At 40.6% G+C, this 15,118-nt stretch carries 17 protein-coding genes and 1 riboswitch; of the genes, 10 read left to right on the top strand and 7 right to left on the bottom strand.

Going from position 1 to position 15,118, the window contains the following annotated elements; translation table 11 throughout:
- Positions 1-13: 13 nt before the first annotated feature.
- The 10 genes from mltG (at position 14) to folB (ending at position 7,358) form a co-directional block, all read left to right on the top strand.
- On the top strand, positions 14-1,054 hold the full coding sequence (mltG, locus tag O1Q80_RS10145) for an endolytic transglycosylase MltG (RefSeq protein ID WP_386694868.1): 1,041 nt from the start codon (positions 14-16) through the stop codon (positions 1,052-1,054).
- 1 nt (position 1,055) lies between these two features.
- Positions 1,056-1,688 carry a dTMP kinase gene (gene tmk / locus O1Q80_RS10150; protein WP_386694870.1) on the top strand — a complete coding sequence of 211 codons (633 nt, stop codon included), beginning with the start codon at positions 1,056-1,058 and terminating at the stop codon, positions 1,686-1,688.
- Positions 1,681-2,658, top strand: coding sequence for a DNA polymerase III subunit delta' (locus O1Q80_RS10155; RefSeq protein WP_386694872.1), 978 nt, complete (start codon positions 1,681-1,683; stop codon positions 2,656-2,658). Before tmk ends, O1Q80_RS10155 begins: the two co-directional genes overlap by 8 nt.
- A gap of 26 nt (positions 2,659-2,684) precedes the next feature.
- Positions 2,685-3,467 carry a TatD family hydrolase gene (locus O1Q80_RS10160; RefSeq protein ID WP_386694873.1) on the top strand — a complete coding sequence of 261 codons (783 nt, stop codon included), beginning with the start codon at positions 2,685-2,687 and terminating at the stop codon, positions 3,465-3,467.
- 28 nt (positions 3,468-3,495) lie between these two features.
- Entirely contained in the window at positions 3,496-4,020 is a 525-nt protein-coding gene (locus tag O1Q80_RS10165; protein ID WP_386687548.1) for a DUF1523 family protein, read from the top strand.
- A 23-nt stretch (positions 4,021-4,043) separates the two neighbouring features.
- Positions 4,044-4,535: a type 3 dihydrofolate reductase gene (folA, locus tag O1Q80_RS10170; protein ID WP_386691323.1), complete on the top strand. Its 492-nt coding sequence runs from the start codon at positions 4,044-4,046 to the stop codon at positions 4,533-4,535.
- 40 nt (positions 4,536-4,575) lie between these two features.
- A riboswitch (TPP riboswitch) is annotated at positions 4,576-4,684 on the top strand.
- Positions 4,685-4,744: 60 nt separating this feature from the next.
- Positions 4,745-5,542 carry a hydroxyethylthiazole kinase gene (gene thiM / locus O1Q80_RS10175; protein ID WP_386691325.1) on the top strand — a complete coding sequence of 266 codons (798 nt, stop codon included), beginning with the start codon at positions 4,745-4,747 and terminating at the stop codon, positions 5,540-5,542.
- Positions 5,535-6,344 carry a bifunctional hydroxymethylpyrimidine kinase/phosphomethylpyrimidine kinase gene (thiD, locus tag O1Q80_RS10180; protein ID WP_386694874.1) on the top strand — a complete coding sequence of 270 codons (810 nt, stop codon included), beginning with the start codon at positions 5,535-5,537 and terminating at the stop codon, positions 6,342-6,344. The genes thiM and thiD overlap by 8 nt, the downstream gene beginning before the upstream one ends.
- Positions 6,334-7,002, top strand: coding sequence for a thiamine phosphate synthase (thiE, locus tag O1Q80_RS10185; RefSeq protein WP_386694876.1), 669 nt, complete (start codon positions 6,334-6,336; stop codon positions 7,000-7,002). The genes thiD and thiE overlap by 11 nt, the downstream gene beginning before the upstream one ends.
- Before the next feature lie 8 nt (positions 7,003-7,010).
- On the top strand, positions 7,011-7,358 hold the full coding sequence (folB, locus tag O1Q80_RS10190) for a dihydroneopterin aldolase (RefSeq protein WP_386687558.1): 348 nt from the start codon (positions 7,011-7,013) through the stop codon (positions 7,356-7,358).
- 45 nt (positions 7,359-7,403) lie between these two features.
- On the opposite strand, the gene O1Q80_RS10195 is transcribed toward folB, so the two are convergent.
- From O1Q80_RS10195 to thrB, 7 genes are all read right to left on the bottom strand, one after another.
- Entirely contained in the window at positions 7,404-8,918 is a 1,515-nt protein-coding gene (locus O1Q80_RS10195; protein WP_386691333.1) for a DHA2 family efflux MFS transporter permease subunit, read from the bottom strand.
- 11 nt (positions 8,919-8,929) lie between these two features.
- A complete protein-coding gene (locus O1Q80_RS10200) occupies positions 8,930-10,084 on the bottom strand; it encodes an EmrA/EmrK family multidrug efflux transporter periplasmic adaptor subunit (RefSeq protein WP_386694878.1) in 1,155 nt (384 codons plus the stop codon).
- Positions 10,085-10,141: 57 nt separating this feature from the next.
- The gene (locus O1Q80_RS10205) at positions 10,142-10,822 is read right to left on the bottom strand and encodes a M15 family metallopeptidase (RefSeq protein WP_386687564.1); all 681 of its coding nucleotides are present in this window, start codon (positions 10,820-10,822) and stop codon (positions 10,142-10,144) included.
- 369 nt (positions 10,823-11,191) lie between these two features.
- Positions 11,192-12,319, bottom strand: a complete 1,128-nt coding sequence (gene dapE, locus O1Q80_RS10210; protein ID WP_386694880.1) for a succinyl-diaminopimelate desuccinylase — start codon at positions 12,317-12,319, stop codon at positions 11,192-11,194.
- Between the two features lies 1 nt (position 12,320).
- On the bottom strand, positions 12,321-12,665 hold the full coding sequence (locus tag O1Q80_RS10215) for an ArsC family reductase (RefSeq protein WP_386687569.1): 345 nt from the start codon (positions 12,663-12,665) through the stop codon (positions 12,321-12,323).
- A gap of 67 nt (positions 12,666-12,732) precedes the next feature.
- Positions 12,733-14,007, bottom strand: a complete 1,275-nt coding sequence (gene thrC, locus O1Q80_RS10220) for a threonine synthase (protein ID WP_386694881.1) — start codon at positions 14,005-14,007, stop codon at positions 12,733-12,735.
- A 155-nt stretch (positions 14,008-14,162) separates the two neighbouring features.
- On the bottom strand, positions 14,163-15,113 hold the full coding sequence (thrB, locus tag O1Q80_RS10225) for a homoserine kinase (RefSeq protein ID WP_386694883.1): 951 nt from the start codon (positions 15,111-15,113) through the stop codon (positions 14,163-14,165).
- Positions 15,114-15,118: the final 5 nt, after the last annotated feature.

Genomic DNA, 15,118 nt, shown 5'->3' on the forward strand with positions numbered 1-15,118 from the left:
AAGCACAAAAATAATGAAAAAAATCTTACTTCTATTATTCATCATTATCCTTGCTATCGGCGGTTGGGGTTATCACCAAATTCAACAGACGCTCAATCAATCAATTAGCGTTCAACAAGATCAGCTGCTCGTCATTAATCGAGGCACGACAGGTAAAAAACTCGCTACGCTATTTGAGCAACAACAATTAGTCGCTGATGCCAAATGGTTGCCTTGGGTTTTAAAATTACAACCGCAATTAAATAATATTAAAGCGGGAACTTATTCCCTTAATGGTGCAAATACTGTTGCAGATGTATTAACTATTCTGAATGAGGGTAAAGAAGCACAATTTAGCTTGCGTTTTACTGACGGTGAAACTTGGCGAGAAATGAAAAAATCTTTGCAAAACGCACCGCACTTAGCACAATCTGTACAAAATAAAAATGATGAAGAATTATTGCAATTACTTGAATTACCAACAAATAATCTTAATTCTTTAGAGGGTTGGATTTATCCTGATACCTATAATTATGTGCCAAATTCTACAGATCTGGCATTATTAAAACGAGCGACCAGTCGTACGCAAAAATTATTGGATAAATTATGGGCAGAACGAGATGATGATTTGCCGTTAAAAAGCCCCTATGAGATGTTGATTTTGGCATCTATTGTAGAAAAAGAAAGCGGTGTTCAAGCGGAACGAGGATTAATTGCTTCTGTTTTTGTTAACCGTTTAAAACACAATATAAAATTACAAACTGACCCCACTGTGATTTATGGCATGGGTGAAAATTATAATGGTAATATTCGCAAAAAAGATTTAGAAACACCAACGCCTTATAATACCTATGTTATTGATGGTTTACCACCTACACCGATTACCAACCCAAGTGAAAGTGCCTTACAAGCGGTGGCTCACCCTGAAAAAACAGATTTTCTCTACTTTGTGGCAGACGGTACGGGGGGACATAAATTTAGCCGAAATTTAACTGAACACAATCGGGCAGTGCAAGACTATTTACGTTGGTATCACCAAAATAAAACAGACAAAAATAAAACGGATAACCCATAAAATGACAGGAAAATTTATTGTACTGGAAGGCTTAGAAGGTGCAGGTAAAACTACCGCTCGCAATGCTATTGTGGAACAATTACAAGCTAATGGCATTACCGATTTGGTATTTACCCGTGAACCTGGTGGCACGCCATTAGCAGAAAAATTACGTGACTTAATCAAACATGAAACCGCAGAACCTGTCACCGACAAAGCAGAATTACTGATGCTGTATGCTGCTCGTATTCAATTAGTGGAAAATGTGATTAAACCAGCCTTAGCACAAGGAAAATGGGTAATCGGTGATCGCCATGATATGTCTTCACAAGCCTATCAAGGCGGTGGTCGTGGGCTTGATCGGGATTTTATGGAAAATTTAAAAAATAGCATTTTAGGCGATTTTTCTCCCGATTTTACGCTATATTTAGATATTGAACCCGCTCAAGGTTTAGCCAGAGCAAAAGGGCGTGGCGAATTGGATCGCATTGAACAACAAAATTTAGATTTTTTCCACCGCACTCGTGAGCGTTATTTGGAATTAGTCGCTCAAGATCCCAAAGCCGTCATCATCAATGCAGGGCAGTCTATTGAGAAAGTCAGCACTGACATAAAAAGTGCGGTGCAAAAATTTGTAGATTTTAACCATGACTAACCTTTACCCTTGGCTCGCCCCAATTTATCAGCAAATCACCCACGCTTTTTCCCAAGGGCATGGACACCATGCACTGTTATTTAAGGCGGAACAAGGCGTAGGGGCGGAAAACTTGATCAATGCGGTGGCTAAATTTTTAATCTGTCAAGAAAGTCAAAAACCATGCGGTTATTGTCATGCTTGCCAGCTGATGAACGCTGGCAACCATCCCGATTTTCATTTGCTTGCTCCCATTGAAAATAAAGATATCGGCGTAGATCAGGTACGTGAGATTAACGATATGGTTAATCAACACGCACAACAAAATGGTAATAAAATCGTGTTAGTGCAAGGGGCAGAACGCTTAACGGAAGTGGCGACAAATGCGATTTTAAAAACCTTAGAAGAACCACGCCCCAACAGCTATTTTTTATTACAAGCGGATCTGTCATCACCATTAATGGCGACTATTTATAGCCGTTGTCAGACATGGTTAGTCAATGTTCCAGTGCAAGATATGGCTATACCATGGTTGCAATCGCAATGTGATGAAGAAACATCGCAAATTTTAACCGCACTTCGTATTAATTATCATCGCCCGTTGTCAACATTAGCCTTTTTACAACAAGGTTTAATGGAAAAACGCCGAGAATTTTTGCGTCAATTTTGGGTATATTATATTCGCCGTTCACCATTAGAATTATTGCCATTATTTGATAAAGAACTGATTTTCCAGCAAATTGACTGGCTTTCTGCTTTTTTATCTGATGCGTTAAAAGATAAATTAAAGATTAAAACAAATTGGATCTGTCAGGATTTAGTCAAAGGCATACAACAATTTAATCAAAAACAAACTACTCTTGGCTTACTCAAAGCCAACCAAATAATACAAAAAATGCGGTTGGATTTAATCCAAATTAATGCGGTCAATCAGGAAATTATTTTACTGGACGGCTTAACTAAAATGATTACAGATGTATTTGAAAAATAACAAAAAATAAGGATTAACAGACCCCTATGTTTATTGTAGATAGCCATTGCCATTTAGATGCGTTAGATTATGAAAATCTACATCACAATATTGATGATGTTATTGAAAAAGCGAAAGCTCGTGGCGTGCAACATTTATTAACTATTGGCGTAACACTAAGTCGCTTTGAAAAACAACGAGATAGCCTTGCTCACCGAGATGACGTATCGCTCGCTTGTGGCGTACATCCGTTGGATTTAGATGACGAACCCTATGATGTGGAACGCTTAATTCAACTGGCTCAACATCCCAAAGTGGTTGCCATTGGCGAAATCGGTTTGGATTATTATTACAGTGCAGACAATAAATCTTTGCAACAAGATATTTTTGCCAGCCAAATTAATGTCGCAAATCAATTAGATAAGCCAGTGATTATTCATACTCGTGCAGCAGGAGATGACACTATTCGTTTGTTGCAAGATAATCATGCGGAAAAATGTGGTGGTGTGATTCATTGTTTCACCGAAACCATGGATTTTGCTAAACAAGCGTTAGATTTGGGATTTTATATTTCTTGTTCAGGCATTGTCACCTTTAAAAATGCCGAAGACATTCGTGACGTAATTCGTTATGTGCCGTTGGAGCGTTTGTTAGTAGAAACTGACAGCCCATATTTAGCACCTGTGCCATATCGTGGCAAACAAAATCAACCAGCTTATACCCGAGAAGTGTGTGATTATGTGGCAACTTTAAAAGGACTTACGCCTGCACAATTTGCACAACAAACCACGAAAAACTTTGAACGTTTGTTTAAAATTCAGGTACAATGAAAAAGTTGCTAACATAAGGGAAACATTTATGCGTAAAATTATCAAATACTTCTTATTTATCGTGGTGATTTTATTTCACGCCGTTTTATTCTCAGGGATTCATTTTATTTTCCCACATTATGACACCACTTATGTTACGGGTGTTGAAGTCAAACGTGTGGATAAAGACGGTCCGATTACTAAAGCCAACCCAGCAGACGGTCCGACTCGTGATGTGTATTATATCTATACACAAAAAGCAGATGAAGAAAAACCGATGGTGTATCGCAATGAAGATACTCGTTGGGGTTTTCCTTTCTATTTCAAATTTGGTTCAGCTGATTTACAAGCCAAGGCTTCTAAATTTGCTGGTAGTAAACAAATGGTCGAAGTCAAATATTATGGCTGGCGTTTAGTTATTTTTGATGAATACCGTAATATGATTTCAATGAAAGAAGCTACCGATACCAGTCCGTCTATGCCAATTTTAAGCTATATTTTCTACTTCCTAGGATTGATTACCTTGTTCTTCTCTATTCAATTTATCCGTGGTTGGTTCGATAGCGAAGCCTAAAAAACATAAGAGAAGCATAAGCGATGAGTTTAAGTTTAATTGTTGCTGCAACCCAAAATTGGGTCATTGGTAAAGACAACCAAATGCCGTGGCATCTACCAGCGGATTTGGCTTGGTTTCGCCAGAATACTCAAGGTAAAGTTGTGGTTATGGGGCGGAAAACTTTTGAAAGTATCGGTCGCCCGTTACCAAAACGCACCAATATTGTGCTTTCTCGACAACCCTTTGAATATGCTGGGGTAATTTGGAAAAATAGCCTTGAAAGTGCGGTGGAATTTGTCAAAGATTTACCAGAAAATCAGGAAATTATGCTCATCGGTGGCGGTCAATTATTTAAGCAATATTTGCCTCAAGCCGATAAACTTTATTTCACCCAAATTCAAACGGAATTAGAAGGTGATACATTTTTTCCTGCAATCAACTGGAATGAATGGCAAATTGAATTTGATGAAACTCGCCCTAAAGATGAGCAAAATGCTTATGATCTGCGGTTTATGATTTTAACCAGAAAATAAATATATCTACTTGTATTAACATAAAAATCAATCTACACTAAACATATAGTCGGGGTGCTATTGTACTGTTAAACAGCATAATGGCTGAGATAATACCCGTAAAACCTGATACAGCTAATACTGGCGTAGGGAACTATCTTTACTATCGATTTATCCTTTCCAACCATTATTGCGTATCTTTTCTTTCAATAATCTACAAAGGAAATTCTATGCAATTCAGATATTTAGATCTTATTCGTGAATGCAATCCGCTGGTGCATTGTATGACCAATATTGTTGTTACCAATTTTTCCGCCAACGGTTTACTTGCTTTGGGAGCATCACCTTTTATGTCAACAATGGCAGAAGAAGTGGAAGAAATTCAACAATTTTCCAACGCACTTTTGATCAATATTGGCACGATCCACCCCTTTGATGTAGATGCAATGATCCTAGCTGGTCAAGCTGCTAACCAAAACGGTGTGCCTGTGGTGTTAGATCCTGTTGGTGCAGGGGCAACTGCTTATCGCCGTGCTACGGTGCGGAAAATTTTAGATAAAGTCAATATTTCTGCTATCCGTGGTAATGTGAGTGAAGTGGCTTTTTTAGCCGATGTAGCATGGCAAGCGAAAGGGGTTGATGCTGGAAATGGTGAAGGTGATATTGCTGAAATTGCTCGTATTGCTGCACAAAAATATCAATGTTGTGTCGCTATTAGTGGAGAAATAGATTATATCAGTGATGGCAAACAGGTCGCCAAAATCTATAATGGCACACATCTATTTCCTAAAATTACAGGATCAGGCTGTTTACTCGGTGCCACCGTTGGTGCATTTTTGGCTATCGCCAAACAAGGTGATGAATTTAATGCTTGCTTGGAAGCCTGTGCGGGTTTTGCTGTGGCAGGTGAACTAGCCGCCCAAGGGTTAAACAATCAATTAGGCAGTTTTGCCGTACAATTTATCAATCAATTAGCCGATTTAACCAGTGAAAAAATTAACCAATTAGCGAGGATTGACCATGTCTAACATAGCACAAGCCTTAACCATCGCAGGCTCCGATAGCGGTGGTGGAGCGGGGATTCAAGCGGATTTAAAAACCTTTCAAATGCGTGATGTATTTGGTACGGTAGCGATTACGGCGGTGACCGCTCAAAATACGCAGGGTGTATTTGATATTGCCCCCATTCCCCTTGCTACTATTTCCGCCCAAATCAAAGCCGTGGCAGAAGATTTTGATATTCAGGCGGTGAAAATTGGCATGCTAGGTAATGCAGAAATTATTCAGTGTGTAGCGGAAAATTTGGAACAATATCGGTTTCCACAAATCGTGTTAGACCCTGTAATGATCGCTAAAGGCGGAGCGTCTTTGTTGCAACAAGATGCGGTGGCAGCGTTGAAGCAGTATATTTTACCCAAAGCCACGGTGATTACGCCGAATTTGCCTGAAGCGGAAGCCTTAACAGGGATTAAGGTGGTGGACGATGCTAGTGCAGAAAAAGCGGCTCGCTTGTTGCAACAATGGGGCGTGGAAACCGTAGTAATTAAAGGCGGACACAGTGGCAATTCGCAAAGTGCGGTGTGTTTAGACTGGGTTTTCACCCCAACTGACCGCTTCATATTACAAGCGAAACGTTTTCCAACACCACACACTCACGGTACAGGTTGTACTTTTTCTGCTTGTATTACCGCTGAACTCGCTAAAGGCAACAGTGTAGAACAAGCCATTCGCACCGCAAAAGCCTATATTACCGCAGCCATCAGTCATCCATTAAATATCGGACATGGTCACGGACCTACTAACCATTGGGCGTATCAAGATGAAAAATAAGCAAAAAATCCAACAGATGCTATCTGTTTATTTTATTGCTGGCACGCAAGATTGCCAGCATTTGGCTGGCGATTCTGCCCAAAATCTGCTCAATATTTTACAGCAAGCGTTGAGAGCTGGCATTACTTGCTTTCAATTTCGTGATAAAGGAAAAAACTCTCTGGAAAATCAACCTGACCAGCAAAAACAACTCGCAAAACAGTGCCTTTCCCTTTGTCGCCAATATGATGTACCCTTGATTATTAATGATAACGTGGCATTAGCCATTGAAATTGGTGCAGATGGTATTCATGTTGGGCAAACTGATATGGCAATTCAACAAGTATTGCAACATACACAAAACAAGCTGATTATAGGATTATCGACCAATAATTTAGCTCAAGTTTTAGCAGCTCAACAGCAAGCAGAAATTGATTATATCGGTATTGGTCCGATTTTTCCCACGGGTTCAAAAGCTGATCATTCTGCTGTTCTAGGCGTAGAATTTGTAGAAAAATTAAAAGATTACGCTTTAACCAAGCCTTTTGTGGTGATTGGTGGCATAAATCAGTATAATGCTCACACATTAAAACAAGCGGGAGCAGATGGTGTTGCGGTAATTTCCGCCATTACTCAAGCGGAAAATATCCAAACCACGGTGGAAAAATTGAAATTCTAAGGAATGATATGACAGACAAAGTGTTTATCCATGAACTGACGGCATTTGCCAGTATTGGTGCCTATGATTGGGAGCATACCATTAAGCAAAAACTGATTTTTAATATTGAAATGGCGTGGGATTTTGCTCAAGCCGTAGAAAACGAAGATCTGCAATATTGCTTAGATTATGCGGAAATTTCGCAGAAAATCATTGATTTTGTGGAAAATCAGCCATTTAAATTAGTCGAAACGGTAGCTCACAAAGTCGCTGATTTATTGCAACAACAATATGGTATTCAATCCTTACGTATTGAATTACATAAGCCGAAAGCCGTGGCTCAAGCCAGTTCTGTCGGCGTGATTGTAGAACGTTAATATTTCGGAAAAGTACGGTGTTTTTCACCGCACTTTTTTCATTCCCTAATGTCTTCCTCCAAATGGTGGTCTGGCAAACCAGACTACTATCACCAAAATTAAGAATAAAATTGAAGACAACCAAAAAATCTCATTTGCTCCAATAATAAACCCTTGTTCAGTAATCGTTCTGGCTAACATACTGGAAATTTGAGTATCATTTAATCCTGTTTGCCCTAAATGTTGATAATACATTTGGGAATTTAGATCATAAGGGGTAATAATTTCCGTTAATCTGGTATGGTGCATGGCTTCACGGCGATACCATAAGAACGTGGTTAATGATGTTCCCACCGAACCTGCTAATGTCCGTAAAAAGTTAAATAAACTGGACGCTGATGCCATTTTTTGTGGTGGTAAGCCTGATAACGTAATAGTCGTCAACGGCATAAAGAAACAAGCTACCGCTAAACCCTGCACAAATTGTGGTAAAGCAAAATCCCAGAAAGTACTTGCCGTTTCAAAGGTAACGGCTCGCCAATAGAAAGTGACGGCATACATAATAAAGCTGAATGTTACCAATGCTCGCATATCAAGTCGATGCCCAAATCGTCCGATAATTGGCGAAAGAAAAATTGGTAATAACCCTACTGGAGCTGCGGCTAAACCTGCCCAAGTGGCGGTGTAGCCATAAACTTGTTGTAATAACAACGGAATCAGCACAACGGATCCAAGATAGACTAAAAAGGCTAAACTAGAACATAAACAACCAATCACAAAGTTACGTTTTTGAAACAGGGAAATATCTATAATGGGATTATCATCGGTCAACGACCAAATCACTAAAGCAATTAAAGCGATAGCAGATACAATGGTAAGCACGACAATTTCGGTGGAATTAAACCAGTCTTGTTCACGACCTTGGTCTAACATCAACTGCAAACAACCCACACCTAACACTAATAGGCTTAACCCGATTAAATCTACTGGACGATGTTCTGTTGGTGTTTCTCTATCCCCTAAGGTTTTCCATGTCATAAAAATAACCGCTATCCCAATAGGAATATTAATAAAAAAGATCCAACCCCAATGTAAGTTATCGCTGATCCAACCGCCTAAAATTGGACCAAAAATAGGGGCAACCACCACCGTCATTGACCAAAACGCCAATGCCATACCACGTTTCTCAGGGGGATAATTATTTAGCAATAAACTTTGTGAAAGAGGAACAATAGGACCCGCCGCTAGACCTTGTAATATTCGGCATAGAATCAGCATTTCAAGGCTGTGTGAAATGCCACATAACCAAGAAGCAATCACAAAACCTAACGTTGCCAATAAAAATAACCGCACTTCGCCAAAACGTTTAGCCAGCCAGCCTGTAATTGGAATCGCAATAGCATTGGCAACCCCAAAAGAAGTAATAACCCAAGTCCCTTGACTAGTTGATGCCCCTAAATCCCCAGCTATGGTAGGAATCGCAACATTGGCAATAGTAGAGTCTAATACCTGCATAAAGGTTGCCAATGCCAAAGCAATCGTCATTATGGCAAGTGCAACCCCATGAACTGGTTTTTGCATAGCCAACCGCCTTAATATATATTTTGCGAAATAATGGAATGAATTAAATTTTCCACCGCAGTTTGGTCATAAACAAGACTTGAGGTTGAATACAAGGTATTGTCACGGCTAACACCTAATACTTCGCCGTCTGTTTGTTGCACATTCACAATTACGTGCGAAGATAAACCAATACGCAATGGATATTTTTGTAACTGCTCAGGCTCCAACGCAATACGAACTGGCACACGTTGCACCACTTTAATCCAGTTACCTGTGGCATTTTGTGCTGGTAATAAAGAAAATGCACTGCCTGTCCCCATATCAATACCTACTACGGTACCATTAAATTCTACTTTATCGCCGTATAAATCCACTTTTACTTTGACTGGTTGACCAAGTCGCATATCTCTTAACTGCGTTTCTTTAAAATTAGCATCAATCCACATCTGCTCCGCAGGAACCACCGCTAATAATGCCGACCCCACGGATACTTTCTGCCCAACTTGCACACTACGACGTGCCACATAACCATCAATCGGGCTAACAATTTTACTACGTTGTAAGTTTAACCAAGCCTGTTTTAACTGGCTCACTGCTCCCAATACGCTCGGTTGCTGATCTAATGGCACATCAAGTAATAACGCTTGATTAGCTGCTAATTGATTTTGTGTTGCAATTAAATCTACTTTTGCCAATTCTACAGCTTCTTTCGCATGCAAATAGCTTTCTTTATCAATAGATTGCGTTTGATTTAATTTTTCACGACGGTGTAAATTACCACGAGCTTGCTCAAGGCTAACCGTTTTACTTTGCACCGATGCAGTAAGTTGTTTTACAGTATAAGTTAATTGCGAGATTTGACGAACCGCATTCGCTAGATTGCTTTGAGCTTGTTCAAAAGCAAGCTGTAAATCACTGTTATCTAAGGATAATAACACATCGCCTTGATGCACAAAATCCATATTATCCACATTAATTTGCTGAACATTACCACTCACTTGAGAGGAAATCATCACCTGATTACCGCTCACATAAGCATCTTCCGTACTTTCATAGCCTTTAAGAAAAAAGTACCAATACAACCCTGTCGCTAACGCAATAAAAATTAAAATAAACAGAAAAATACCTAACGCTTTTTTACGATTTCTACTTTTACTGGACGGGAAACTTTTTTCTTCTGACATTTTATACTTCCTTAATTATTTGAGATCGATAAACCTTAATGATTCAAGTTGCTTATTTTAGCTCAAAAATTGCTTAAAAACTTTATTTATATTTTTCTCTAGGGTTATTTTTCCTGCAATTTGCTCATTTTGCCAAACTTGCAACAAAATCTCAGGATTAAGTTGCTGTTCAGCAATATCAGCTAACGGTAAATAACTAATATGCCAAGGCTCACGCCCAACATTAAGATATTTATTGCATTGCATAAAAGGTAGGGCGAAATCAAAGTGCGGTAATTTTTCTTGCAGAAATTGGCTTAATTCAAAAAAATACCCCCCCTGTTGATATTCCCAAGGTTCAAGCTGCAAAGGTTGATTGACAGGTAATAAATCAGGATCAAAAAAATCAATTTCCGTTCCCCAATGATGACGGCTTGCTCCTGGCATTGCTGACCAACGCAAGATCGCTTGTGCTTTTTGCCAATCGTCTAATCTGCTCAGATCAATGGCATTGCCTTGATCATCATGCACTTTTCGCTCCCCATTAAACTTCGCATTCCAAATTAACTGCTGGCGTTGAAAATCCCGAAAGCTACTGGCTGGCTGTAAATTAAAGCCATTTTGCACTGCACTTTGTTGTAACCCTTGAAAGGCTTGCACAGCCTGCGGTTGCAAAAAATGGTTTGGCGAATGTGGACAAGGTAATGACACTAAATGCGTGCGAGATTTACCTGTTAATTGATCAATGGTTAATTTCATATTTTTGTCTTGATTTTTAGTAAACATAACGCTATTATTTAGGAACTGCCTAGCAGAGTGGCTCAATTCTCTGCTAGGGCTTTTAATTATCTGTTTTAATAAACTGAAAAGCTAATTAAAATCAAGATAACTAGGATTAAGAGTTGAAAGAGCATAATCCAGTTCCTTTTTGTAAGCCCCACTCGTCAGCGTGGGGTTTGCTGTTTCTAGCCCCATGCTAGCGAGTGAATTATATCAGACTGGATATTAAACCACTATATTTATTTTTATTTTAATCTGTATTTGCGTACATAGTTAAGAACGTAACGTAACGCCACACTGTAGCTATACAACAACGTTTAATCTTGCAGGCAAATATGTAGTCATTTGCTACAATAATTTTTCCAATATACTTTTATAAACCTTTCCCAATATTGCAAGATCCATTACACTCACACATTCATCGACTTTATGAATCGTGGCATTAAGCGGTCCAAGTTCCACCACTTCTCCCCCCATTAAGGCAATAAAACGAGCATCGGAGGTACCACCGCCAGTGTCTAATTGCGGTGAAATGTTGACGATTTTTTCAAGGGCTTCAACGACCGCTTTCACCAATTTATTCGGTTTGGTTAAAAACGGTTTTCCCGACAGATTCCACTCAATACGATATTTTAATCCATATTTTGCCAACATTTCAGCCACTTTATTTTTAATGCTGTCATCGGTAACTTCGGTGCAATAGCGTAAGTTGAATTGCACAAAAAGCTCGCCAGGGATCACATTATTACTGCCTGTGCCGGCTTGAATATTGGCGATTTGCAAACTGGTGGGTGGAAAAAATTCATTGCCGTTATCCCATTGGTAGGTGGTGAGTTCCTGTAAAAAAGGAACGGCTTTATGCACAGGGTTTTCGGCTAAATGGGGATAGGCAACGTGTCCTTGAATACCTTGAATATACAGATTGCCCGTGATCGATCCCCGTCTGCCATTTTTCACAATATCACCGAGCGTTTTTGAGCTAGATGGCTCGCCTACAAGGCAATAATCAATGTTTTCACCACGAGCCATTAAGGTTTCCACCACTCGTACGGTACCGTCTTTGGCGGTGGCTTCTTCATCAGAAGTAATTAACAATGCAATCGTGCCTTGATGATTTGGGTTAACTTTGACATAGTCTTCTACGGCGACCACCATCGCCGCCAGCGACCCTTTCATATCCGCCGCCCCCCGTCCATACAGCATATCCCCCACCACTTCGGCGGCAAAAGGCGGATACGTCCATTGACTTTCATCGCCAGCAGGCACCACATCGGTATGCCCTGCAAAGGCAACAATCGGAGCGGTTGAGCCGTGTTTTGCCCACAGATTTAAGGTGTCATTAAAGGGCAACCATTCAATGCTAAAGCCTAATTTTTCAAGGCGTTCTGCTATTACCTGTTGACACCCCTGATCGTCTGGGCTGATAGAGGGACGGCGAATAAGATTTTGAGCGAGAGAGAGAATGTCGTTTTTCATTTTATTTAAACGCGTTTTGATATTCAGTTTGGTCAAACCCAATTAACGCCACGCCATCTTGCAAAATAATCGGACGTTTAATCAGCGTAGGTTGTTCTGCAAGCACTTGAAGTGCGGTGTTTTTTTCAAGATTTTTTTTCACCGTTTCATCTAAATTTCGCCACGTGGTGCTACGTTTATTAACCAGATTTTGCCAACCGAATTGGCTTTCTGCTTTAGCTAAAAAATCAGGTGCTAAACCGTCCACACGATAGTCGTGTAGTTGATGTTCAATATGATTATCGGTAAGCCATTTTAAGGCTTTTTTCACAGTGTCGCAGTTTTTGATACCGTAAACTTTTATCATCATTTCTTCCTTTATGAAAAAAAGTGCGGTTAAAAATTTTCGCTTTTTTTCACCGCACTTTATCTGATTATTTCAACAAATACGCTCTTAAAGTGGCAAAATCATTGTCCATTTCATCTGACAATAACGGCAATTTGTTGTGTTTATCAAGGGCTTCTGGCAAGGGTAATTCAATGTCTAAAATTCGCTCTACGCTTTCTTTAAATTTAGCTGGGTGAGCGGTGCAAAGGAATAAGCCCGTTTCTCCCTCTTGCAACTGATCTTTTAACACTTGGTAAGCAATCGCACCGTGTGGTTCACACAAATAACCTTGAGCGTATTGGGCTTTCAGTGCGGTTTCCGTTTCAGCGTCATTTAATGCTCCTGAACCTAATTCGCTTAACTGCCAGCCGTTGCGTTTGAATAGTTCTTCCACTCGTGGCCAGTTGTTTGGTCGGCTTACGTCCATGGCATTAGATAGCGTAGCCACGGTTGCATTGGGTTGCCATTCGCCTGTTTGTAAGTAACGTGGCACCGTGTCGTTGGCGTTGGTGGAGGCAATAAAGCGTTTGATTGGCAAGCCTAAGGTTTTAGCGATTAAGCCTGCGGTTAAATTACCGAAGTTACCACTTGGCACGGACACCACTAAATTTTGGCGTTGTTCGGTGTTCAACTGGGCTGCAGCTTCAAAATAGTAGCACACTTGAGCCAGTAATCGACTGATATTAATCGAGTTAGCCGAATTTAAGCCGATAGCTTGACGGAGTTCTTCATCATCAAAGGCTTGTTTAACAAGGGATTGGCAAGCATCGAAATCGGCATTAATCGCAACAGTGCGAATATTGCCACCGAGTGTGCAGAACAGTTTTTCTTGTAACGGGCTGATCTTGCCTTTTGGATAAAGAATCACCACTTCAATGTTTTCAAGACCATAAAAAGCATGTGCTACGGCGGCACCCGTGTCGCCTGAAGTGGCGGTTAAAATAGTGATTTTGCCATCACCCCGCACAGTAGCAAGGGCTTGTGCCATAAAGCGACCGCCGAAGTCTTTAAAGGCTAATGTTGGACCGTGGAATAATTCTAAAGCGTAAATATTCTCCGCCACTTTCACCACGGGAGCAGGGAACGTAAAGGCATTTTTCACCATAGCATTGAGTTTGTCGGCTGGGATTTCATCACCAATTAATGCCCTTAAAATTTTTTGGCTGCGTTCTACTAAAGGCAACGCCAATAATTCGTCAATATTGCTTAATTGCGGAATGGTTGCAGGGAAAAATAAGCCCTGATCTTTACCTAAGCCTTGACGGACGGCTTGGGCGAAGTTGACTTGTTGGTCTGGGTGTTTGATGTTGTATAGGTTCATTTGTTGTCCGTTTTGATTAAATTGTTGCTTTTGCCCCCCTTCGCCTTTCAGGCACTTCCCCCCGTAAACAGGTTTATTTCCGTAGAGATCACGCTCCCCCTGCTTGTGGGGGGAGCTGTCCGCAGGACTGAGGGGGCTTTCAAAGTTAAATTATTTTACCCTAACTCTCTCGCCCCTGCATTATCCACTTTGCAAATATGCACAAAACCCTCGTTATTTTGTAGATAATGATGTTCAAGGTAATTTACCACTTTGGTGGCAGTTGCAAGATCAGGGGTAATGCTAAACATTGTCGGTCCTGATCCTGAAATACCACTGACTAACGCCCCTAAATCTCGGCTGGCTTGTTTCACTTCGGCGAAATTTGGCAGTAAGGCGGCACGATAAGGCTCAGCGATGACATCTTTCATCATTAAGGCTGCCAATACATCTTGCCCCGTGTGGCAGGCGTGGACAAAGCTGCCTAAATGGCGACCGTGGGCGATCATATCTTGACGTGTGTAGCTTTTCGGCAAAATCGCTCGAGCTTCGGCAGTGGATACTTCAATGCCTGGGTACGCCAGCACCCAATACCAACTGTCAAAAAACGGCAATTTTTGGCTAATATTGCCCAAACTTTGCACCATTAATTGCACGCCACCCAAATAGCACGGTGCCACGTTATCATAATGGATTGAGCCTGAAATTCGCCCCTCCAATTCGCCCATCATTTCCAATAATTCCATTTTGGAAAACGGCTCATCATGGAATTTATTTAACGCCACCAAGGCTGCCACAATGGAACAAGCACTGGATCCTAGCCCTGAGCCAATCGGCATATTTTTTTCCAAGGTTAAACGCAAGCCTTTGGTTTTGCCACCACGCAATTTAAAGCGTTCACTGAATAACACATAGGCTTGATACACAATGTTTTTTTGCGGCTCTTTTGGCAATTTTCGCACAAAATAACCCGCACTTTCTAACTCAAATCCTTGCGGAATGTCTTCAATTTGCACCACATCACCGAGCAATGAGCCATCAATCGGTGAAATTGCCGCCCCGAGGGTGTCAAAGCCCACATTGATATTGGCACTGGAGGCTGGAGCATAAATTCGTAATGTCGTCATTGTGT

Source organism: Lonepinella sp. MS14435, assembly GCF_042485795.1.
GTDB lineage: Bacteria > Pseudomonadota > Gammaproteobacteria > Enterobacterales > Pasteurellaceae > Lonepinella.